Annotated in this window: 19 protein-coding genes and 1 tRNA gene; 6 read left to right on the top strand and 14 right to left on the bottom strand. The window is 64.9% G+C overall.

Annotated features, from left to right (window positions below; genetic code table 11):
- Window positions 1-124 precede the first annotated feature (124 nt).
- Window positions 125-1,024, top strand: a complete 900-nt coding sequence (gene yghX, locus FHY55_RS10355; RefSeq protein WP_140014116.1) for a YghX family hydrolase — start codon at window positions 125-127, stop codon at window positions 1,022-1,024.
- Between the two features lie 335 nt (window positions 1,025-1,359).
- Here the strand turns inward: yghX and FHY55_RS10350 are convergent, their stop codons facing one another.
- Window positions 1,360-2,913 carry a helicase HerA-like domain-containing protein gene (locus FHY55_RS10350; protein ID WP_140014115.1) on the bottom strand — a complete coding sequence of 518 codons (1,554 nt, stop codon included), beginning with the start codon at window positions 2,911-2,913 and terminating at the stop codon, window positions 1,360-1,362.
- A gap of 469 nt (window positions 2,914-3,382) precedes the next feature.
- Between FHY55_RS10350 and FHY55_RS10345 the strand changes: the two genes are divergently transcribed.
- Together FHY55_RS10345 and FHY55_RS10340 are read left to right on the top strand one after the other, a co-directional pair.
- Window positions 3,383-4,087 carry an invasion associated locus B family protein gene (locus FHY55_RS10345; protein WP_140014114.1) on the top strand — a complete coding sequence of 235 codons (705 nt, stop codon included), beginning with the start codon at window positions 3,383-3,385 and terminating at the stop codon, window positions 4,085-4,087.
- Window positions 4,088-4,217: 130 nt separating this feature from the next.
- Window positions 4,218-4,625, top strand: coding sequence for a VOC family protein (locus FHY55_RS10340; RefSeq protein WP_140014113.1), 408 nt, complete (start codon window positions 4,218-4,220; stop codon window positions 4,623-4,625).
- 1 nt (window position 4,626) lies between these two features.
- Here FHY55_RS10340 and FHY55_RS10335 read toward each other — a convergent pair whose 3' ends face one another.
- From FHY55_RS10335 to FHY55_RS10315, 5 genes are all read right to left on the bottom strand, one after another.
- On the bottom strand, window positions 4,627-5,079 hold the full coding sequence (locus tag FHY55_RS10335) for an NUDIX domain-containing protein (RefSeq protein WP_140014112.1): 453 nt from the start codon (window positions 5,077-5,079) through the stop codon (window positions 4,627-4,629).
- Window positions 5,080-5,198: 119 nt separating this feature from the next.
- Window positions 5,199-6,410 (bottom strand): beta-ketoacyl synthase, encoded by a 1,212-nt coding sequence (locus FHY55_RS10330; protein ID WP_140014111.1) that lies wholly within the window; start codon window positions 6,408-6,410, stop codon window positions 5,199-5,201.
- A gap of 25 nt (window positions 6,411-6,435) precedes the next feature.
- A complete protein-coding gene (locus FHY55_RS10325) occupies window positions 6,436-6,702 on the bottom strand; it encodes an acyl carrier protein (RefSeq protein WP_140014110.1) in 267 nt (88 codons plus the stop codon).
- Window positions 6,703-6,736: 34 nt separating this feature from the next.
- Window positions 6,737-7,831, bottom strand: a complete 1,095-nt coding sequence (lpxD, locus tag FHY55_RS10320; RefSeq protein ID WP_371706923.1) for a UDP-3-O-(3-hydroxymyristoyl)glucosamine N-acyltransferase — start codon at window positions 7,829-7,831, stop codon at window positions 6,737-6,739.
- A gap of 4 nt (window positions 7,832-7,835) precedes the next feature.
- Window positions 7,836-9,464, bottom strand: coding sequence for a murein L,D-transpeptidase (locus FHY55_RS10315; RefSeq protein WP_140014109.1), 1,629 nt, complete (start codon window positions 9,462-9,464; stop codon window positions 7,836-7,838).
- 390 nt (window positions 9,465-9,854) lie between these two features.
- Between FHY55_RS10315 and FHY55_RS10310 the strand changes: the two genes are divergently transcribed.
- The 3 genes from FHY55_RS10310 to FHY55_RS10300 all read left to right on the top strand — a co-directional run bounded on the left by FHY55_RS10310 (window position 9,855) and on the right by FHY55_RS10300 (window position 12,709).
- On the top strand, window positions 9,855-10,427 hold the full coding sequence (locus FHY55_RS10310; RefSeq protein WP_140014108.1) for a DUF882 domain-containing protein: 573 nt from the start codon (window positions 9,855-9,857) through the stop codon (window positions 10,425-10,427).
- A 138-nt stretch (window positions 10,428-10,565) separates the two neighbouring features.
- Window positions 10,566-11,549, top strand: coding sequence for an LLM class flavin-dependent oxidoreductase (locus tag FHY55_RS10305; RefSeq protein WP_140014107.1), 984 nt, complete (start codon window positions 10,566-10,568; stop codon window positions 11,547-11,549).
- Window positions 11,550-11,695: 146 nt separating this feature from the next.
- Window positions 11,696-12,709 carry a glycosyltransferase family 2 protein gene (locus FHY55_RS10300; protein WP_140014106.1) on the top strand — a complete coding sequence of 338 codons (1,014 nt, stop codon included), beginning with the start codon at window positions 11,696-11,698 and terminating at the stop codon, window positions 12,707-12,709.
- 35 nt (window positions 12,710-12,744) lie between these two features.
- Here the strand turns inward: FHY55_RS10300 and FHY55_RS10295 are convergent.
- The 8 genes from FHY55_RS10295 to FHY55_RS10260 all read right to left on the bottom strand — a co-directional run bounded on the left by FHY55_RS10295 (window position 12,745) and on the right by FHY55_RS10260 (window position 19,014).
- A tRNA-Arg gene (locus FHY55_RS10295) sits at window positions 12,745-12,821 on the bottom strand.
- A 49-nt stretch (window positions 12,822-12,870) separates the two neighbouring features.
- Window positions 12,871-13,878 carry a methyltransferase gene (locus FHY55_RS10290; RefSeq protein ID WP_140014105.1) on the bottom strand — a complete coding sequence of 336 codons (1,008 nt, stop codon included), beginning with the start codon at window positions 13,876-13,878 and terminating at the stop codon, window positions 12,871-12,873.
- Window positions 13,879-13,951: 73 nt separating this feature from the next.
- Entirely contained in the window at window positions 13,952-15,172 is a 1,221-nt protein-coding gene (locus FHY55_RS10285) for a cysteine desulfurase (RefSeq protein WP_140014104.1), read from the bottom strand.
- Window positions 15,165-15,785 carry a Yip1 family protein gene (locus FHY55_RS10280; protein WP_140014103.1) on the bottom strand — a complete coding sequence of 207 codons (621 nt, stop codon included), beginning with the start codon at window positions 15,783-15,785 and terminating at the stop codon, window positions 15,165-15,167. Before FHY55_RS10280 ends, FHY55_RS10285 begins: the two co-directional genes overlap by 8 nt.
- Window positions 15,782-16,306 (bottom strand): YIP1 family protein, encoded by a 525-nt coding sequence (locus tag FHY55_RS10275; RefSeq protein ID WP_140014102.1) that lies wholly within the window; start codon window positions 16,304-16,306, stop codon window positions 15,782-15,784. Before FHY55_RS10275 ends, FHY55_RS10280 begins: the two co-directional genes overlap by 4 nt.
- Window positions 16,307-16,319: 13 nt before the next feature.
- The gene (sufD, locus tag FHY55_RS10270; protein ID WP_371706922.1) at window positions 16,320-17,627 is read right to left on the bottom strand and encodes a Fe-S cluster assembly protein SufD; all 1,308 of its coding nucleotides are present in this window, start codon (window positions 17,625-17,627) and stop codon (window positions 16,320-16,322) included.
- Entirely contained in the window at window positions 17,627-18,382 is a 756-nt protein-coding gene (gene sufC, locus FHY55_RS10265) for a Fe-S cluster assembly ATPase SufC (RefSeq protein WP_140014101.1), read from the bottom strand. The genes sufD and sufC overlap by 1 nt, the downstream gene beginning before the upstream one ends.
- Window positions 18,383-18,504: 122 nt before the next feature.
- Entirely contained in the window at window positions 18,505-19,014 is a 510-nt protein-coding gene (locus FHY55_RS10260) for a hypothetical protein (protein WP_140014100.1), read from the bottom strand.
- Window positions 19,015-19,124: the final 110 nt, after the last annotated feature.

Below are 19,124 nucleotides of genomic sequence, written 5' to 3'. Positions count from 1 at the left end.
CCTGCTCAACGGGCGGGCTGCCGCCGGGGTTCCGGATGACGGGAACGTGAGGCGGCGCATTGGCGGCATGGTGCTAGCGTTTTGGCGGGATGAAGCGGACCTTCGTGAACAGGGAGACACCGACATGAACAAGCCAGAACGCCGGATGACGGCGAAAGACTTTCACCCCAAGCTGTTGGAAATGTACGATGGCTACGTGCATGGCAAGATGACCAAGCGCGACTTTCTGGCCGGTGCGGGCAAGTATGTGGCTGCCGGTGTGACGGCGGCGGCAGTGCTGGAGAGCCTGCAGCCGAATTATGCGCTGGCCCAGCAGGTTGCGCCGGATGACCCCGACATCGAGACCGAGTGGGTGGAATATGAAAGCCCCGAGGGGCATGGCACCATCAGGGCCCTGATGGCGAAGCCCGCCGGTGTGGAGGGCAAGCTGCCTGCGGTGCTGGTGATCCACGAGAACCGGGGGCTAAACCCTTATATCGAGGATGTGGTGCGCCGCACCGCAAAGGCCGGGTTTCTGGCGCTGGGCCCAGATGGGCTGACCCCGGCGGGCGGCTATCCGGGCAATGACGACGATGGGCGCACGATGCAACGCGAGCTCGACGGGGCGAAGCTGATGAACGACTTCTTTGCCGGGTTCGAGCATTTGATGAGCCATGAGGGCTCTACTGGGAAGGTGGGCGCGGTGGGCTTTTGCTACGGCGGGGGCGTGTGCAATGCGCTGGCAGTGGCCTACCCGCAGATGGGGGCGAGCGTGCCGTTTTATGGCCGGCAGGCGGCGGTGGAGGATGTGCCGAAGATCCAGGCGCCGCTGTTGTTGCATTACGGCGAGTTGGACGAGCGGATCAACGCGGGCTGGCCGGAGTATGAGGCGGCGTTGAAGGAGCATGGCAAGACCTATGAGGGGCATATCTATGCAGGGGCGAACCATGGCTTTCATAACGACACGACGCCGCGCTACGACGAGGATGCCGCGACGCTGGCTTGGGAGCGGACGGTGGAGTGGTTTACCAAGTATCTGACTTAGGCGATGGGTTGGCACCCAACCTACGTTATTCCGCAAGAGCCGTGACGGTGCGGAAATGTGCCCGCCCGGTGCGCGCCGTAAGGCGCCGGGCAGCGCCGTCCCGCGGGGCGGCGCTTGGGTGAGGTCAGTCGCCACCTCTGAGGGAAGATGACCGCTGCACCATAAAGTGCCATCTCTCACTATTGGAAGCGCCACCCCGCGGGACGGCGCTGCCCGGCTTGCAGGGTCCGTTAGGCGAGTGGTGGGTTGGCACCCACCCTACGGCATGTTTACGGCGCACATCGGGCGGGGCCACTCTTTAACGGTGTGTCAGAAGCATCGGGATAAGTCCCGCCCTAACGCCCTGAGAACAGCGTGCCGAAAATTCCACGCACCAGCGCCTTGCCGGATCGGGTGCCGAGTTGGCGGGCGAAGCTTTTGGCGAAGGTCTGGCCTACGGTATCGGAGCGCGAGGAGCGCTTGCGGGTGGGCTTGGAGGTGGAGCGGGAGACGCGGCTGCCGGAGTAGCGGCGGCCAGCCTTGAACTCGCGTTCGGCCATTGGGGCCTCTTCTTCCTCGGCTTCGGCCTCTTCGGCGGCCTTGGCAGCCTCGGCGGCGCGTTTGGCGAGCATCTCATAGGCGCTGTCGCGGTCGATGGCGGCATCGTATTTGCCGGCGAGGGGCGAGGTGGCGGTGAGGCTGCTGCGCTCGGCGGCGGTGATCGGGCCGAGTTGCGAGCTGGGCGGGCGGATCAAGGTGCGCTCGACCACGCCGGGGGCGCCCTTGCGGATGAGGAAAGAGGTGACGGCCTCGCCGGTGCCGACCTCGCGGATGGCGTCTTCGGTGGAGAAGCGGGGGTTGTCGCGGTAGGTTTCGGCGGCCTGCTTGAGCTCGCGACGGTCTTTCGCGGTGAAGGCGCGAAGGGCGTGCTGCACCCGGTTGCCGAGTTGGCCGAGAATGCCTTCTGGCACATCGGCGGGGTTCTGGGTGCAGAAATACACCCCCACGCCCTTGGAGCGGATCAGCCGGGCCACCTGCTCGACCTTGTCGACCAGCGCCTTGGGGGCATCGTCAAACAGCAGGTGCGCTTCGTCGAAGAAGAAGACCAGCTTGGGTTTGTCGGGGTCGCCCACCTCGGGGAGGCTTTCGAAGAGCTCGGAGAGCATCCAGAGCAGGAAGGTGGCGTAGAGCCGGGGCGCGCCCATCAGCTTGTCTGCGGCGAGGATGTTGATGCGGCCCCTGCCCTGCTCATCGGTCAGGAAGAGATCATCGAGCGAGAGCGCGGGCTCGCCGAAGAACTGCGTGGCGCCCTGATTTTCGAGCACCAGCAGGCGGCGCTGGATGGCGCCGATGGAGGCGGTGGAGACATTGCCGTAGCGCAGGGACAGCGTGCTGCGGTTTTCGCCGACCCAGACGAGCAACGATTGCAAATCCTTGAGGTCAAGCAGCGGCAGGCCCTGTTCGTCGGCCACGCGGAAGGCGATGTTGAGGATCCCTTCCTGCGCTTCGGAGAGTTCCAGCAGGCGGGACAGCAAGAGCGGGCCCATTTCTGCCACGGTGGTGCGCACCGGGTGGCCCTGCTCGCCGTACATGTCCCAGAAGGTGACGGGAAAGGCGGCGTAGCTGTAATCGGTGAAGCCGATCTTGGCGGCGCGCTCCATGAAGGGGGCATGCAGCTTGCCCTCGGGAGAGCCCGATTTGGCGAGGCCGGAGAGATCGCCTTTGACGTCCGAGAGGAAGACCGGAACGCCATTGGCCGAGAAGCTTTCGGCAAGGATTTGCAGCGTGACCGTCTTGCCGGTGCCGGTGGCCCCGGCGATGAGCCCGTGGCGATTGGCGTAGTTCAGCAGGAGTGCCTGAGGATCGGCGTAGTTTTCGCCACCGCCGCCCACGAAAATGCTGTCGCTCATATAGCCCTCCAGATCGTTTTCGGACCCAACATAAAGTATTAACCTTTCTCTGCCAGTGTTCATCTTGTCCGGGCCTCCGTCCTCTTGGCCCGGATTGACTTCCTCCCTGTCAGACTGGCCGCGTCACCTTGGTGGCGCGGCTTTTTTCTTAGCGTGTTCAAATTCTTGAGGGGTGTTCTTTTACCTGTTGACGGCTGCGGCAAGTTGCCATAGCGTCCGGTCATCAAGTCGGCCAGTCCGGCAGGGAGAACCTAAAATAGCGACTGTAAACAGTCGTTCGGGCCGATCAACGGACCCGCACAAAAGGGCCTCTCGGGGCCCTTTTTCAGTGGTCGGGCGCGGCGTTGCCGTGCGCCTCGCGGGCGTGTTCACAGCCCCGTCAGCGGCTCCGCTTTTCTCCCTGACATCCCCTGCGCCCTGTGCTAGACGGCCCCACGAAATTCAGAATGCGAGAAGGTTGTTGAGGACCATGCAGAACCTGACGAAAGCCAGTTTTCTGGCGCTAATGATCGCCGCCACGCCCCTCTGGGCACAGGACGCCGCGACCGAAGAAACCCCCGCTGAGGAAGCCACCACCGAAGCGCCCGCAGAGGGCGCGGCCGAGGCAACCGAAGAGGCTGCCACCGGTGAGGCAGAAGAGGCCACCGGCGAAGCGCCGGCCCCCGGCTCTGACCTGAACATGGGCACCCCCGAGGGCCAGGAGGCCGCCGCCGCACAGCCCGGCGCTCCCTATACCAAGGAAACCCACGGCGACTGGCAGCTGCGCTGCGCCAAACCCGCCGAAGATCAGCCCGAGCAGTGCCAGCTTTACCAACTGCTGAACGACGAGCAGGGCAACTCGGTGGCCGAGATCAACCTCTTTGCCCTCCCCGCAGGCGGGCAGGCCGTGGCCGGTGCCAATATCGTCACCCCGCTTGAGACCCTGCTGACCGAGCAGATCACCCTTTCGGTGGATGGCGGTCAGGGCCGTCGCTACCCCTACACCTTCTGCACCCGGATTGGCTGCGTGTCGCGGATTGGCATGAGCCAGGCGGATGTGAACGGCTTCAAGGCCGGCAGCGCGGCCACGCTGACGCTGGTGCCCGCCGGGGCCCCGGACGAGCGGGTGCGCCTGAAGGTTTCGCTCTCCGGCTTCACCGCCGGGTTCAACGCGCTGGCCGCGCTGAACAACTGAACTGAGAGGCCATTAGAGGCCCAGGCAGCGCCGCCCTTCGGGGCGGCGTTTTGCGTTGGAAAAGGGGCTTGCCCTCAAGGGCGCTTGAGGGCGCAGGATGGGCGAAACCTTCGCTGCCGGAGAGCCCGCAATGACAGACAGCCCCCACATCGCCCCGATCCTGCGGGTTGCCCGCCCGACCGATGACATCGCAGCGGTGCTGCGGTTTTACCGTGACGGGCTTGGGCTTGAGGTGCTGGCCCAGTTTACCGATCACGCCGGGTTTGACGGCGTGATGCTGGGGCATCGGGGCTTTCCCTATCATCTGGAGTTTACGCGCAAGGCAGGTCACTCGGCCGGGCGGGCACCGGGGCAGGACAACCTGCTTGTCTTCTACCTGCCGGATGGCGCCGCGTGGCGAAGGGCCTGTGCCCGGATGGAAGCGGCGGGCTACGCGCCGGTGGTGGCGTTCAACCCCTATTGGGACCGGCAGGGCCGCAGCTACGAGGATGCCGATGGCTATCGCGTGGTTTTGCAGAATGCCGGGTGGGAAACCTAGCCTAACCCGCGTCGGCCTGCAGAATCCGCAGGACGGCGGGCGCAAAGAGTGGGCGCATGGCCTGTGCCAGTGCCGGGGTGAGCCGCGCCCAACGGTAGGAGAAGATGAGGCCGTCTTCGGCGGGGCTGCCTTCGGCCACGTGGTCCCAGGCCTCGGGCAGGTCGGGCGGCGCCTCGAAGGTGAAGAGGTGCCAGAGCTGGGGGGCGGTATAGCCCTCCTCCCATGGGCGGTGCCACGTGCCGATGGCCCTGGGCGCGGCGAGGCGCAGGCCGGATTCTTCATGCAGCTCGCGGATGGCTGCCGAGGAAGGGTCTTCGCCGGGCTCGATGGTGCCTTTTGGGAGTTGGTCGCCGGTGAGCGGATGGCGGAAGATCAGCAGCTCGCGTGTGCCGGGCGGACCGCGCAGGACGGCGGCGAGGGCTTTCGGGACGGGCGGGTCATCGCGCGGGTGCATCGGGCGCTCCGGGGGCAGCTCATCGGGGCCTTTCGGCCCCTCTTCGCAGGGTTTGTGGGCAGATTGCCCACCCTACGGGCTACGATAGGGACCGCAAGGGCCGAAGGGCAGTTTAGCGGTCAGGGCGCTTTGCGCAGGGCGAGCACGGCGTTGAGGCCACCGAAGGCGAAGGCGTTGGAGAGGACGGTTTTAACCTTGGCATCGCGGGCCTCGTTGGGCACCACATCGAGCGCGCATTCCGGGTCGTTCTCCTGATAGCCGATGGTGGGGGCGATCACCCCGTCGCGCAGAGCCATGATGCAGGCCAGAAGCTCCACCGCGCCGGTGCCGCCGATCAGGTGGCCGTGCATCGACTTGGTGGAGGAGATCATCAGCTTGTCGGCGTGGGAGCCGAAGACGTCGGCCACCACGGCGCATTCTGTCTTGTCGTTGGCTGCCGTGCCGGTGCCGTGGGCGTTGATGTAGCCCACCTCTTCGGGGTTGATCTTGCCATCCCGCAGTGCGCCACGGACCGCGCGCGCCGCGCCCTGTTTGGAAGGCATGACGATATCGGCGGCGTCCGAGCTCATGGCGAAGCCGACCACCTCGGCGATGATCTCGGCGCCGCGGGCCTTGGCGTGTTCGAGTTCTTCGAAGACGAAGACCGCCGCGCCCTCGCCCTGCACCATGCCGTTGCGGTTGGCCGAGAACGGGCGGCAGGCGTCTTTGCTCATCACCCGCAGCCCCTCCCAGGCCTTCACCCCGCCAAAGGAGAGCATGGCCTCGGCCCCGCCGGTGACCATCGCGCGGGAGGCGCCGGAACGGACCATATGGAAGGCCTGCCCCATCGCGTGGTTGGAGGAGGCGCAGGCGGTGGAGACGGAATAGCTCGCGCCTTTAAGGTTGTATTCCATACTGACATGGGAGGCGGCGGCGTTGTTCATCAGCTTGGGGACGACGAAGGGGTGCACGCGGTTTTTGCCATCTTCATAGACGGTGCGGTAGTTTTCGTCCCATGTGTTCACCCCGCCGCCGGCGGTGCCGAAGATGGCCCCGGCCTCGTCGGCCAGCAACCCGTGAAACTCCAGCCCCGCCTGCCCGAGCGCCTCTTTGGCGGCGAGCATGGTGAACTGGGTGAAACGGTCATAGAGCGCGATTTGCTGGCGGTTGAAATGCGCTTCGGGATCGAAGTTGCGCACCTGCCCGCCGATCTGCACCGAGAGGCGCTCGACGTCGCGGATGTTGATGGGGGCGATGCCGCATTTGCCCTCGGCCATTGCGGCGAAGGTTTCGGGCACGGTCTTGCCCAGGGCATTGATCGTGCCCATGCCGGTGATGACAACGCGTTTCATTGGCCTGCCTTGCAGATGCGCCCGTTCAGGCCGCCTGTTCCTTGACCAGCCCCTGCACCGCCGAAACGATGGCCGCGACCGAGGAGATATCAAAATCGCTCTCGGAGGGCTCGTTGGCGTTGAAGGGCACTTGGATGTCGAAGGCCTCTTCGATGGCGAAGATGCTTTCGACCAGCCCGAGGCTGTCGATTCCGAGGCTTTCGAGGGTGCTGTCCATCTTCACATCGGATGTGTCGAGCACGGCCTGCTCTGCGATGATCTCGATGACCTTGTCTTTCACTGCGTCCGACATACCGCCCACCTGTCTCTTACGCTCCGTTGTTCATTTATGTGTTCGGGTCTTGTTTGGAAAGGTTCTTTCTCAGTTCTGTAACGTCTCTATGAAGCTTTGGCAGACGGCGCAGGCCCTTGTAGGCTTCGATGCTGGCTTTCATCTCCATGGCCGGATTGCCGAGCATCACGCGGCCCTTGGGCTGGTTGGTGCGCAGGAGCGTGCCCGCCGCGGCGATGACATCATCGCCGATATCGAGGTGGTCGGTGACGCCCGCTTGGCCGCCCAGAACAACGCGATCGCCCAGACGGGTAGAGCCGGCGATGCCGACCTGCCCGCAGAGCAAGCAATCGCGCCCGGTGCGCACGTTGTGGCCGACCTGCACGAGGTTGTCGATCTTGGTGCCGGTGCCGATTTCGGTGGGGTGGATGGTGCCCTGGTCGATGCAGGAGTTAGCGCCGAGTTCCACGTCATCGCCGATGATCACGCCGCCGAGGGAATGGATGCGGGCATAGGCTTGCTGGCGGGCCTCGCCCCGCTCGCCCAGCGTGCTGCGGACGGCCTCGACGGCCCCGGCCTCGGGCGTGACGAAGGAAAAGCCGTCGCCGCCGACGACCGCGCCGGGCTGGGCGATGAAACGGTCACCGATGGTGACGGAATGGCCGATGCGGGTGCCTTCGCGCAGCAGGCAGTCTGCGCCGATTTGTGCGCCCTCGGCGATGGAGACATGGGCGGCGATGCGGGCGTTGGGGCCGATCACGGCCCCTGCCCCGATCACCGCGAGCGGGCCGATGGCCGCGCCTTCACCGATCTGGGCGCTTTCGTCGATCACCGCAGACGGGTGGATGCCGGGGGCGATGCGAGGCCCCGCGTCGAGCATGGCGGTGAGCCCGGCCATGGCGTAGCGCGGGCGGGGCGCGAAGATGACCGCGGTCAGGTTCATCGCCTGCCAATCGGCCCCCTCCCAGACCATCGCCGCCTTTGCGGCCCCCTGCCCCAGCCCGGCGGCGAACTTCGGGTCCATCGCAAGGGCCAGTGCATCGGCCCCAGCGCGCGCGGGCTCGGCGGCATGGGTAACGGTAAATGCACCATCGCCCTCGAAGCGGGCTCCGAGGGCGATGGCGATGTCTTCTATGCGGAGTGAGGTCACGCGATCAGCTTTCGACCCCGCGCAGCTTTACCCCCATGTCGGCAAGGGCATTCCAGATCCGGGCGTCGCGGCCGTAGATGTCATTGCGGTAGTTCATCTGGCCTTTCGGCTGGGTGAAGGCTGTGCGGTAGATCAGGTGCACGGGCACTTGGGCCTCAAGTTTGACAAGGCTTTCCGCCCCGGTGCGCAGGCGCGAGTGGAAGGCCCCCTTTGGGTCGTCTGTTTGAACGGCGAGCAGCGCGTAGGCGAAATCGAAGGGATCTGCCAGCCGGATGCAGCCGTGGGAGAAGGCACGGACATCACGCTTGAAAAGGCTCTTGGAGGGCGTGTCGTGCAGGTAGATGTTGTGCTTGTTCGGGAACATGAACTTTACCAGACCGAGCGCGTTGCTGCGCGACGGCGGCTGCTTGATGGCAAAGGGGAAGTTGCGGGCGTTGTAGGCGCGGAAGTTGACAGCGCCGCGCGGCACCACGCGGCCCCGGCGGTCGATCACGCGGAGGTGGCCGACGGCGTGGGGATTGCGTTGCAGGAGCGGCAGATATTCCTTGGTGGCGATGGAGCGCGGCACGTTCCACGTGGGGTTGATGACCATGTGCTCCATCACGTCGGAGAACTCGGGCGTGCGCTGATCGGGGACGTTCTTGCCCACCACCGAGCGGGTTTCGAACGTGACCTTGCCGTCGTCGATGATCTGGGCCTTGAAGTTGGGGATATTCACCAGCACGTGGCGCTTGCCGCGCGGGCGGTTGAGCCAGCGCTCGCGCTCCATGGCGACGATCACTGATTGCAGGCGTTTGACCGGCGAGACGTTGATGGCAGAGATCGTGCCCGGCCCGGCCACCCCATCGGGGTTGAGGCCATGGTCGATCTGGAAGGTCTGGACGGCGCGGGTGATGGCGGTGTCATAGCTTTGGCTTGCCGAGCGGGTCATGTAGCCCATGGCGATGAGCCGGTTGCGCAGTTGCACCACGGCGGGCCCCTGCTGGCCGGGCTCCAGCGCCTTGGCCTGCACCTCGGGGCCCCAACCGCCACGGGCGACTGTCTTTTCCAACTCCAGCTTGCCGCGCATGAGGCGCACATACTCGGGCGTGCGGGGCATGAGGGTGCGGAAGAACTGGGTGGGCTCGGACTTGGCGAAGGCGGCGAGCAGCGCGTCGGGCGCGCGGCGGGGAATGTCGCGGACGATTCCGCTATCTATCTTGCGGGGCTCGGTGGCGCCGGATTGCAGGTCACGCGAGAATTGCACCAGCATCTGCGCGGCGAGAACCTCGACGCGGCCAAGATCGCGCACCGAGCGGGCGGACCCGAAGGCGGCGCGCAGCTCTGCGGGCTCGTAGCGGGTGGAGGGAAGACCATGATCATCGGCCATTTCCAGCGCCCGCAGCAGCGCCGCGCGGCGTGCGCCGTCGGCCTCGCCGGTGAAGAGCGGAGCGTAGTTGCGGGCACGGTAGAAGGCGGCAACACCCTCGTTGCGCGCGGCGGCCTCGGCCACGGCCTGCTTGAAGGCGGTGACCTCGAAAGAAGAGGTTTCGGTGGCCTGAGCGGGCTGCGGAAGGGCGGTAAGGGCGGCGCATCCAATGAAAAGGGCGGTAAGGCCGGCGTGCGCGGGGCGCAACGTCTTGCGAAGGGTCATATCGTCCTCGGGACTAAGCGTGTGTTCAGCAATATCGTTACCTTGAGATTGCCGATGCTTCCATGAATGTCGATTCACATTTGAGTCGTCTGCGGGGCAGTTTGGCAGGACTGCAACAGGGGCGGGAGAAAAATACCGTTTCGAATCAGCAGATTGGGGCCAAAAGATGGCGCATCCGGCTGTTGCGCCAAAGTCGCGCCGCCCGGCGGACTTTTTGCGGGCACAAGCAACGACATTTTAAGCAATTTCCTGCTTATTCGGGCCCGAAATCGTGGCGCGACAGAATTGCGTCTTGGCCGGAGAATCGCTTTGTGGCATAAAAATCCTGCATCTGGGGATGAGATGACAACGCGGTCAGCCGAAAAGGCGACCAGGGGCACGGGGACAGGCATGACGACCGAGACAGGATCTTCCAAAATCTCGCGGCGCGGGCTGCTTGGGGCATTTGCTGCCACAGCCGTTGTTGCTGCACCAACGTATTCCAAGGCCGCTGGGTTCCTTCGGGGCGCGGGCGATATTCGCCGCCTCAAGATGTACAACGGCCGCACCGGCGAAAGCATGGATGCGATCTACTGGATCGAAGGCGACTACATTCGCGACTCGATCAAGGAAGTGAACTACTTCATGCGGGACTGGCGCCGCGACGAGGTGAAGGCGATTGATACGCGCACCCTCGACATCATCGCCGCCGCTCACAACCTGCTGGACGTTCGCGAGCCCTACATGCTGCTCTCGGGCTACCGCTCGCCGGCGACCAACCGGATGCTGCGCTCTCGCTCCTCCGGCGTGGCCAAGAACTCGCTGCACCTCAAGGGCCAGGCCGCTGACCTGCGGCTGAACTCCCGGTCGGTGAATCAGGTGGCGCGTGCCGCCGCAGCCTGCCGCGCGGGCGGTGTTGGCAAATACCACGGCTCGAACTTCGTGCATATGGATTGCGGCGTGGTGCGCACTTGGGGCGGCTAAGACCCCTGCCCTTGCAACTCGCTGAAAACACGCCCGGTTTCGACCGGGCGTTTTCATTTTGAGCATCGCTTTGCCCGGGCGCGTTGCCCTTGCCCCGGGTGGCCCTAGATTGCGGGCGACGCAACAGAAGGCCAGCTGATGACCCCCTTTTCCGTGCTTGATCTCGCGCCGGTGCCCAAAGGCGCCACAACCGCCGAGGCGCTCGCCAACACCGTTTCCCTCGCACGCCACGCCGAGGCCTTGGGCTACCGGCGCTACTGGCTGGCGGAGCATCACAACATGGTGGGCATCGCCAGCGCGGCAACGGCGGTGCTGATTGGCCATGTGGCGGGCGCAACCCAGAGCATTCGGGTTGGCGCGGGCGGCATCATGCTGCCCAACCACGCGCCGCTGATGGTCGCGGAGGCCTTTGGCACGCTGGCGACGCTCTACCCCGACCGCATCGACCTTGGCCTTGGCCGCGCCCCGGGTACCGATATGGCCACCGCCCGCGCCCTGCGCCGCGGCCTTTCGGGGGGCGATGAGTTTCCGCAGGATGTGGTGGACCTGATCGGCTTTCTTGGCGAGGCCGAAGAGGGCCAGAAGGTGCGGGCCGTGCCGGGCGCGGGCACGCAGGTGCCGGTGTGGATGCTGGGCTCTTCGCTGTTCGGCGCGCAACTGGCCGCACACCTTGGCCTGCCCTATGCCTTTGCCTCGCATTTTGCCCCCGGCGCGCTGGATGACGCCCTGGCCACCTACCGGCGCAACTATCGCCCATCGCAGGCACACCCTGAGCCGTATTTCATGTTGGCGATCAACGTCTTCGCCGCCGATACGGATGCGGAAGGCGTGCGGCTGCGCAGCTCGATGCAGCAGGCATTCCTCAACCTGCGCAGGGGCACACCGGGATACCTGCCGCCGCCCGTGGAGGACATTGCCGCAATCGCCAGCCCGGCAGAACTGGCGATGGTGGAGGAGGCGCTGAAGGTGAGCGCGGTGGGCAGCAAGGCGAGCGTTGCCGCCAAGCTGGACGCGTTGATTGCCCGCTACGCGCCCGATGAGGTGATTTTGACGGGGCAAATCCACGATCACGCCGCCCGGCTGCGCAGCTTTGAAATTGCCGCCGAGGTGCTTGCGGGCTGAGCTGATGTTGCGCCAATGCCCGGGGCCTGCGCGAATACACCCCGCGCGGCCCCGCCCTGCCTTGGCCCCCTGCCCTGCGCTCGTGTAGGCTGGCCCGAAGACCCGCGGCACCACGCGTGGCGAGAGTAGCCAGGAGCAGCGACATCATGCGCGTCACCTCGATCACCCCGATGAAAAACGAAGGGCCATACATTGTTGAATGGGTGGCGCACAATCGTGCGATCGGCATCAACGACATGATGGTCTTCACCAACGACTGCACCGACGGGACCGACCATATTCTGGACCGGCTGGACGAGATGGGCCTGCTTCGCCACATGCCCAACCCCTCGGTGCGGATGAAGAATCCGCGCCACCACATCGAGCTGATCCGCTACGTCAACGAGATGGGCCGCCTGCGCCGGTCGGACTGGGTGACCAACCTCGATGCGGACGAATTTCTGCGCATCAAAACCGGCAAGGGCCGCGTGGAAGACCTGGCCAACGCGCTGCCGGGCGCCGATGCGATCACCCTGTCGCTGCATACCTTTGGCTGCGGCTGGGTTGACGAGATTGCGCCCGAGGGGAAGCTGGTGACAGAGACCTTTCGCTATCGCGGTGCGAGCGAAACGAACCGGAGCCCGGTGAAATATCTCGCGACCGGGGGCTTTGGGTGGAAGGAGTTCCACAACAACGCCCCCGTCATTGCCGAGGAAGACCTTGACCGGGTCACTTGGGTGAACGGCGATGGTGAATCGCTGCCCCGCGAGAGGATTGCCTCGCCGTTCAAGGCGCTGTCACCAATGCTGGCGGGGTTTGGCCTTGCGGATGTGGCGCACTACACGATCCGCTCTTATCAGGGCTTTCTGGTGCAGCGCGACCGGGGCAATGCCAACCCCATCAAGGGGGCGCCGCCGGTGGGGTTGGATCTGGAAAACGCGATGCGCTACTGGAATAAGTTCAACCGCAACGATGTGATGGACGACAGCTTCACCCAGCTGCCCGGCCTGCGCGATGCGGTGAGCGAATTGCTGAAGGATCCCGAACTGCGCAGCCTCCACGAGGCCGCGCTCTCGTGGCACCGCAATCGCGCCAAGGCCCTGCTGGAGCGGCCCGATTACCGCGAGCTTATGAGCCGCATCAGAGAGACCCCAAGCGAAGCGCAACGCCCGGTCGCCTGAGGGCGCGGTTTATTTTGGCAAGTGAGTGGGAGATCTGGCGGACCCAAGAGGATTCGAACCTCTGGCCTCTGCCTTCGGAGGGCAGCGCTCTATCCAGCTGAGCTATGGGTCCGCGTGGGGGTTCGTATAGCTGGCCCGCCCAGCTGCCGCAATCGGGAATTTCAGGGGCGGCTGGCCTGCGCGAGCATGGTCATCTTCGGGATCAGCGGGGCCACCGTGACGGCCTTGAAGCCTGCTTCGCCCAGTTGGTTTGCGAGGGTGCCCGCGTCGAGCGAGCGGGCCTCGGGGGTGAAGGCGGTGTGCTGGAGTTGCCAGAGGGCGGCGAGCTTGGGGCCTGTGCGGTTGGCCTCAACGATGAAGTCGTGGATCAGGTAGCGCCCGCCGGGGGCGAGGTGGGCGAAGGCACGGGAGATGAGGCCGGCGTGGGCCTCTGCCGGGACGCCTGAGAAGAGATAGGACATCAGGACGAGGTCATTCTCGCGCGGCCAGATATCTTCGCGGCCATCGCCTTCGATATAGGAGATCCGATCTGACAGCCCGGCCTCGGCGACATAGGCCTTGCCGAGCGCGGCGACATTGGGAAAGTCGACGATGGTGGCCGTTAGCTCGGGGTTGGCGCGGCAGAGCGTGATAGCAAAGGCGCCGGTGCCGCCGCCGATATCGAGCAGGTGCCGCGCGCCGAAGAGATCGAGCATTTTGGCCATTTGCCGCGCCGGACCGAGTGAGCCTGCGTGCTGGCTTTCGGAATAGAGCCGCGCCTCCTCCGGATCAGAGAACCATTGGGCGTAGGAGGCGGTGGCCTCTTTCGGGAGGGTGCCGGTGAGCGCCTGTTCGATCTGGTCCATCAGCGGATACATCTGCTGGGCGACCTGACGGTGCAGATAGTCGGAGAAGTCGTATTTGGCACCGCGAACCAGAAAGCTCTCGGCGGCGGGGGAATTGGCGAAGCGACCATTGGCGACCGTCACCAGCCCCAGCCCGGCGAGCGCGGTCAGCAAGGTTTCGGCGCGCGGGGGATCGAGGGCTGTGGCGCTGGCAAGTTCGGCGGCGGTCTTGGGGCCGGTGGCGAGGTGGCTGAACACATCCTCACCGATGGCCGCAAAGAGCGCCTTTGAGCCCATGAAGCCGAAGGCAATTTCGGAGATTTCGTTGGCTTCGGTCAGCGCCATTGGGGCCTCTTGTCTTGCTGCAATGCGGCAAGACTAGCAGGTGATGGCCTGAATACGACCCCGAATGTCGCAATCAGGCGAAAAGCTCGTGGCAGAGTTCGAGCGCGGAGACCAGCCGATCCACCTCTTCTTCGGTGTTGTAGAGCCCGAAAGAAGCGCGGCAGGTGGCGGAGACGCCCATATGCTCCATCAGCGGCTGGGCACAGTGGTGGCCAGCGCGCACCGCCACGCCGCGCTTGTCGAGCACGGTGGAGATGTCATGCGCGTGGCCTGCGCCTTCGAGGGTGAAGGAGAAGATGGCGCCCTTGCCCGGCGCATCGCCCTGCACCGTCAACCAGTTGAGGCCAAAGAGCTTTTCACGCGCGTAGTCGCGCAGGGTGGCTTCATGGGCGGCGATGTTTTCCATCCCCAGGTCCATCATGTAGTCGAGCGCGGCGCCCATGCCGATGGTGCTGACGATGCCAGGCGTGCCGGCCTCGAACTTCATCGGCGGGTCGGTGTAGGTGACCACGTCGCGGCCCACGTCGCGGATCATGTCGCCGCCGCCCATGAAGGGGCGCATCTCTGCCATGCGCTCGGAGCGGATGTGAATGGCGCCGGAGCCGGAGGGGCCATAGAGCTTGTGGCCGGTTATGGCGTAGAAGTCGGCGCCGATCTCCTCGACGTTGACGGGCATGTGCACCGCCGCTTGGGAGCCGTCGATGAGGGTGGCGACGCCCTTCTCGCGGGCCGCCTTGGCGATGGCGGCCACATCGACCACGGTGCCGAGCACGTTGGACATGTGGGTGACGGCGACGAGTTTGGTGCGGGGGCCGATGGCGTCGATCACCTTTTGCGCCGGGAGCGATCCGTCGGCCTCGGGCTCGACCCATTTCAGCACCACGCCCTGCCGTTCACGCAGGAAGTGCCAAGGCACGATGTTGGCGTGATGCTCCATGACCGAGAGCACGATTTCATCGCCCGCTTCAAAACGGGGAGCGGCCCAGCCGTAGCTGACGAGGTTGATGCCCTCGGTGGTGCCGCTGGTGAAAACGATCTCTTCTTCGCGCGTGGCGCCGAGGAAGCGGGCCACCTTGCCGCGCACGGCCTCATACTTGTCGGTCGCCAGATTGGAGAGGAAGTGCAAGCCACGGTGGACGTTGGCATATTCCATCTCGTAACCGCGGGTGACGGCCTCGATCACCGCGCGGGGCTTTTGCGCCGAAGCGCCGTTATCCAGGTAGCTCAGGGGCTTGCCGTTGACCTCGCGGGCGAGGATTGGAAAATCGGCGCGGATTGTGGAGACGTCATACATTGGTCGGGAGTCCGGGAAGGGTGACGCCTGCGGCGGCGAGGATGATGGAAAGGATGATGGAGAGGCCGAAGATGGCCCCGAGACCGGTGAGGAGGATGCCCAGAAACACCAGCGGCGGCTTGGTGAAGCCGTGCAGCGCGGTGGTGAAGCTGGTGAGCAGGTAGAAGAAGGCGAAGATGTTGAACAGCAGCACACCGGCAGCTAGGGCCGGTATGATGAACATCAGCAGGATCTCGATGGCCTGAAGGACGACGAGCGCGAATTGCAGCAGCGCCATCAGCAGGATTGCATCTTCGAGCCGCCCGGTGCCCCCGAAGGCCCGGCCGACCCAGTGGATGCCAAAGACCATGAGCACCAGCAGGCAGCCCTGAATGGCTCCGAGGAGGATCGGGTTGAGGGCGAGTGCCGGGCCAAGCGCGCCGTCTGGCACCTCTACGGGGCCGAGCATGAGGCCGAGGATCTGGGCAAAGATCAGCTCGATCACCAGCACCAGTGCGAAGACCTGCCAGGCGACCGGAGAGGACAGCTGGAGCGCCTTCACGGTTTCCATTGCCTCGCGCGGGCGGCGGGCGGAAAGCTCAAGCAGTTTCAGCAGGCTGGGCGCATTTGTCATGCTGTTGCTCCGTTTGCGGCTGCGCCGAATTCGGCCTCGGTGAGGCAGATCGCCCAATGGGCGAAGAAGCCGATGACGACAAGCGCCCCCACCAGCGTGGCCTCCGGCCCCTCGCCGATGAAGCCCCGGGTGAGCCCGTAGAGCAGCATCAGAGGTGAGACGACGAGCACCGTCCAGAACAGGGCCAGCCGCGCGCCGTAGCCGGTGCCCCGCCCGCCGAAGGGTTTGAGCGCAAGGTGGGAGAGCGCCGCAAGGGCATAGAACACGATGGGCATGATGAAGAGCCAGGCCAGCAGGGTGCCACCGATGAGCATTTGCAGGGGCTGCTCGGCCTCTTCTCCCAGCCGCTGGGCCAACTCGGCATCACGCGCGAGGCGCGGCCATTGCGCCACGAAGATCACGAGGCAGCCAGCCATAAGCAGCATCAGCGCCCGGTCTTCACGCTGACCGGCGGCAAGCATCCGGCGCAGCGTGGCGCGCGGGGCGCGCCAGCTCGCCAGAATATTGGTGGTGACGGCCATCGCCCCTGCCCTCTCAGCCGCGGTGCCGTTCGAGCCAGGCCGCGAGGCGCTCGGTCAGCTCTTCGGCGAGATCCTTGTTCTCGATCTCTTCGATGGCCTCGGCGACGAAGGCCAGCACTAGCAGGTTCTCGGCTTCGCCGCGGGGGATGCCGCGGGAGAGGAAGTAGAACAGCGAGTCTTCGTCGATCGCGCCGGTGGTGGAGCCGTGGGAGCAGGCGACATCATCGGCGTAGATCTCCAGCTCCGGCTTGGCGAGGAACTGGCTGTCGTCATCCAGCAGAAGCGACTGGCTGATCTGGTAGCCGTCGGTCTTTTGGGCGCCTTCCTTGACGAGGATCTTGCCTTGGAACACGCCGACCGCACCGTTGCGCAGCACTTTTTTGAAAACCTGCCGGCTTTCGCAGTTTACCGCGTCATGGGTGATGAAGACCGTGTCATCATGGTGGAAGGCGCCATCACCAAGGCAGGCCCCGGCGATGTGCGCGGTGGCATTGTCGCCGGTGAATTCGATGACCGCCTCGTTGCGCGTGAGCACGCCATTCACCGTGAGGGTGAAGCTCTTGAAGGTGCTCTCTTCCCCGAGACGGGCGAAGATGTGGCTGGCCGCGCGGCGCTCGTGATCGCGCCCCTGAGCGCGGATGTGGTGGAAGGTGCCTGTATCGGCCACGTCCACCTCCATCACCTTGTTGAACCGGGCTGCGGCGGGGCCGTTTTCCAGCAGGGTCAGCTCTGCGCCTTTTTCCACCTTGATGACGTGATGCAGAATCGCGTCGGAGGCGGTTTGCTGGTGCAGGTAGGTGATGTGGACCGGCTTCTTCACCACGTCGGTTGCGCGGATCAGGATGCCATCGGTGGCCAGCGCGGTGTTGAGCGCGGCGAGCGGGCGGGCCACGGGGCTTTGGCCACGGGCCTCCAGCGCACCATAGAGCCCTTGGGCCCAGTGGATATCGGCACCTTCGGCCTCGGACAGCCTTGCGATTTCAATCCCCTCGCCTTCGAGGCTGTCGGAGGCATCGGGATCGAACACACCATCGACGAAGGTGAGGTGCAGCCTGTCGACATCGCCGAAGATCAGGGTTTCCTGCGGATCGAAAGTGGCGGCCTCGACCGGCTCGGGCTGGCTGAGCGTGGTCGGGTTGGTGAACTTCCAATACTCATCGCGCCGATGCGGCAGGCCGAGGTCGATGAGGCGGCTCAGAGCCTCTTGGCGCGGCGCGGCAGACCAGCCAGCGGCGGCGGGCATGGGCGTAGCGGCCAGACGGGCCTCTGCCTGTGCCCGGCGGTCGGCGGCCATGACGTCTTTTCGGGATTGCACTGCCATCAGGCCATCTCCGCCAGAATGTCGGCGTAACCGTTGTTTTCAACCTCAAGCGCCAGCTCGGGGCCGCCGCTTTTGACGATGCGGCCATCGGCCATGATGTGCACCACATCGGGTTTGATGTGATCCAGCAGGCGCTGGTAGTGGGTGATGACGAGGAAGCTGCGGCCCTCGGAGCGCAGCGCGTTCACGCCTTCGGCCACCAGTTTCATGGCGTCAACATCGAGGCCGGAGTCGGTTTCGTCCAAGATGCACATCTTGGGAGCCAGCATGGCCATTTGCAGGATTTCGTTGCGCTTTTTCTCGCCGCCGGAGAAGCCCACGTTGACCGGGCGCTTCAGCATGTCGGCGTCGATCTGGAGGGATTTGGCCTGCGCGCGCACCTCCTTGAGGAAATCGGTTGCGCTCATCTCTTCTTCGCCACGCGCCTTGCGCTGCGCGTTTACGGCGGTGCGCAGGAAGGTCATGTTGCTGACGCCCGGAATTTCGACCGGGTATTGGAAGGCGAGGAACAGACCCTCGGCGGCGCGCTCTTCGGTTTCGAGCTCCAGAAGGTTGGCGCCCTCCATGATCGCGCTGCCTTCGGTGACTTCATAGCCTTCACGGCCTGCGAGCACATAGGAGAGCGTGGATTTGCCAGAGCCGTTGGGGCCCATGATGGCGTGCACCTTGCCGGTTTCGACGGTGAGGTCGACACCCTTGAGGATCTGCTTGTCCTCTTCTTCAAGTTTGACGTGGAGGTTTTTGATTTCCAACATTTTCTTACCTTTTCATATGCGGATGCCCGACCGCCCGAAGGGGCGCCGGGTGTGTGTGAGTGCCGGCTTGTGAGCCGGTGCGAATTTCGATAGGCCGTTGCCGGCCGGGCCGGGCGCTGCGGTTACACCGGCAGGCGCTGCAGCAGGTGCCCGTAGAGCACCATGTTTGGGTCGGTCGTGGTGACCACCGCATTCACCCAGGCCGGGCCGAAGACCTGCATGAAGAGATCGGGCGCGCGATGCACCGCCATATGCATTGTCATTGCCCCGGCAGAGACGCCGAGGGCGGACACGATGACCTGCGGAATCGAGCGCATCGAAACGATCTGGGCCAGAACGAAACTGAGGACCAGAGCCAGAACCGCATCTATCAGCAGCGTTTCTGTCAGCACATTGCCACCCTCGGGCAGACCGCTGACCGCAAGGCGGGCATAGCGGGCGATGCTCATGGCGATCAGGCCGATACCAAAGGCCATGGGCAGCGAAACCGTGTGAAAAAACCGCGCGATCGGCCCGTGACGCCCCTTGCGGGTCTGTGCCTGCACCGGCGTGTGCACGACCCCATCGGGCGCCCACTGCTTGCCCTTGTTGATCCGTTTTATCCGGTTCTGGAAGGTTTCGGTGTTTGCCACGACCCCTGGGTGCCTCGGTGTTCAACTCTCGCGTTAACGAACTGTTTACCAAACGATTGGGGCGGGATTTTGGTTTGGACGTCACGAAACGAGGACGAGGCGACCCTGTG

Origin of the sequence: Oceanicola sp. D3 (assembly GCF_006351965.1) — a bacterium.
In the GTDB taxonomy this organism is placed as follows: domain Bacteria; phylum Pseudomonadota; class Alphaproteobacteria; order Rhodobacterales; family Rhodobacteraceae; genus Vannielia.
The sequence above is the reverse complement of the archived record's forward strand: the minus strand, read 5'-3'. Positions and strand labels throughout refer to the sequence as shown.

Coding starts and splice junctions, on each gene's coding strand:
- yghX (WP_140014116.1), top strand. CDS start 125: ATGAACAAGCCAGAACGCCGGATGACGGCGAAAGACTTTCACCCCAAG.
- FHY55_RS10350 (WP_140014115.1), bottom strand. CDS start 2,913: ATGAGCGACAGCATTTTCGTGGGCGGCGGTGGCGAAAACTACGCCGAT.
- FHY55_RS10345 (WP_140014114.1), top strand. CDS start 3,383: ATGCAGAACCTGACGAAAGCCAGTTTTCTGGCGCTAATGATCGCCGCC.
- FHY55_RS10340 (WP_140014113.1), top strand. CDS start 4,218: ATGACAGACAGCCCCCACATCGCCCCGATCCTGCGGGTTGCCCGCCCG.
- FHY55_RS10335 (WP_140014112.1), bottom strand. CDS start 5,079: ATGCACCCGCGCGATGACCCGCCCGTCCCGAAAGCCCTCGCCGCCGTC.
- FHY55_RS10330 (WP_140014111.1), bottom strand. CDS start 6,410: ATGAAACGCGTTGTCATCACCGGCATGGGCACGATCAATGCCCTGGGC.
- FHY55_RS10325 (WP_140014110.1), bottom strand. CDS start 6,702: ATGTCGGACGCAGTGAAAGACAAGGTCATCGAGATCATCGCAGAGCAG.
- FHY55_RS10315 (WP_140014109.1), bottom strand. CDS start 9,464: ATGACCCTTCGCAAGACGTTGCGCCCCGCGCACGCCGGCCTTACCGCC.
- FHY55_RS10310 (WP_140014108.1), top strand. CDS start 9,855: ATGACGACCGAGACAGGATCTTCCAAAATCTCGCGGCGCGGGCTGCTT.
- FHY55_RS10305 (WP_140014107.1), top strand. CDS start 10,566: ATGACCCCCTTTTCCGTGCTTGATCTCGCGCCGGTGCCCAAAGGCGCC.
- FHY55_RS10300 (WP_140014106.1), top strand. CDS start 11,696: ATGCGCGTCACCTCGATCACCCCGATGAAAAACGAAGGGCCATACATT.
- FHY55_RS10290 (WP_140014105.1), bottom strand. CDS start 13,878: ATGGCGCTGACCGAAGCCAACGAAATCTCCGAAATTGCCTTCGGCTTC.
- FHY55_RS10285 (WP_140014104.1), bottom strand. CDS start 15,172: ATGTATGACGTCTCCACAATCCGCGCCGATTTTCCAATCCTCGCCCGC.
- FHY55_RS10280 (WP_140014103.1), bottom strand. CDS start 15,785: ATGACAAATGCGCCCAGCCTGCTGAAACTGCTTGAGCTTTCCGCCCGC.
- FHY55_RS10275 (WP_140014102.1), bottom strand. CDS start 16,306: ATGGCCGTCACCACCAATATTCTGGCGAGCTGGCGCGCCCCGCGCGCC.
- sufD (WP_371706922.1), bottom strand. CDS start 17,627: ATGGCAGTGCAATCCCGAAAAGACGTCATGGCCGCCGACCGCCGGGCA.
- sufC (WP_140014101.1), bottom strand. CDS start 18,382: ATGTTGGAAATCAAAAACCTCCACGTCAAACTTGAAGAAGAGGACAAG.